The following is a 702-nucleotide window of genomic DNA, read 5'->3' as shown; positions in this document are numbered from 1 at the left end:
GTCGGTTTAGGGTACGGGCCGCCGACACACATCGCTAGAGGCTTTTCTCGACAGCATGGGATCACTCACTTCACCTAAATCGGCTCGGCATCACATCTCACCCTCATGCACCACGGATTTACCTATGGTGCGGGCTACATGCTTACCCCAGGACAACCATCGCCTGGGCTGAGCTACCCTCCTGCGTCACCCCATCACTTGCCTACTACCACCTCAGGTCCGCAGCTCCCCCCTCAAACAACCCGAAGGTTGAAAGAGAAGATCACGGCGTTAGTATCAGTGGGTTCAGCATGGGCGCGTGTCAGCGGGTACGGGAATATCAACCCGTTGTCCATCGACTACGCCTCTCGGCCTCGCCTTAGGTCCCGACTTACCCTGGGCGGATTAGCCTGCCCCAGGAACCCTTGGTCATCCGGCGGAGGGGTTTCTCACCCCTCATTCGCTACTCATGCCTGCATTCTCACTCGTGTGGCCTCCACGACTGGCTCACGCCGCCGCTTCACCGCCCACACGACGCTCCCCTACCCACCCCAACCCCTGGATGCGACCCACAAGGAGTCTCACCTGAGTATTGCTGGGATGCCACGGCTTCGGCGGTGTGCTTGAGCCCCGCTACATTGTCGGCGCGGAATCACTTGACCAGTGAGCTATTACGCACTCTTTCAAGGGTGGCTGCTTCTAAGCCAACCTCCTGGTTGTCAC

At 59.3% G+C, this 702-nt stretch carries 1 rRNA gene; it reads right to left on the bottom strand.

The window, feature by feature from the left end:
• Window positions 1-702 (bottom strand): 23S ribosomal RNA (locus tag QSK37_RS51305); the annotation flags it as partial.

The sequence above is a fragment of the Actinoallomurus iriomotensis genome, assembly GCF_030269445.1.
GTDB lineage: Bacteria > Actinomycetota > Actinomycetes > Streptosporangiales > Streptosporangiaceae > Actinoallomurus > Actinoallomurus iriomotensis.
This window is presented reverse-complemented; position numbering and strand designations above follow the sequence as displayed.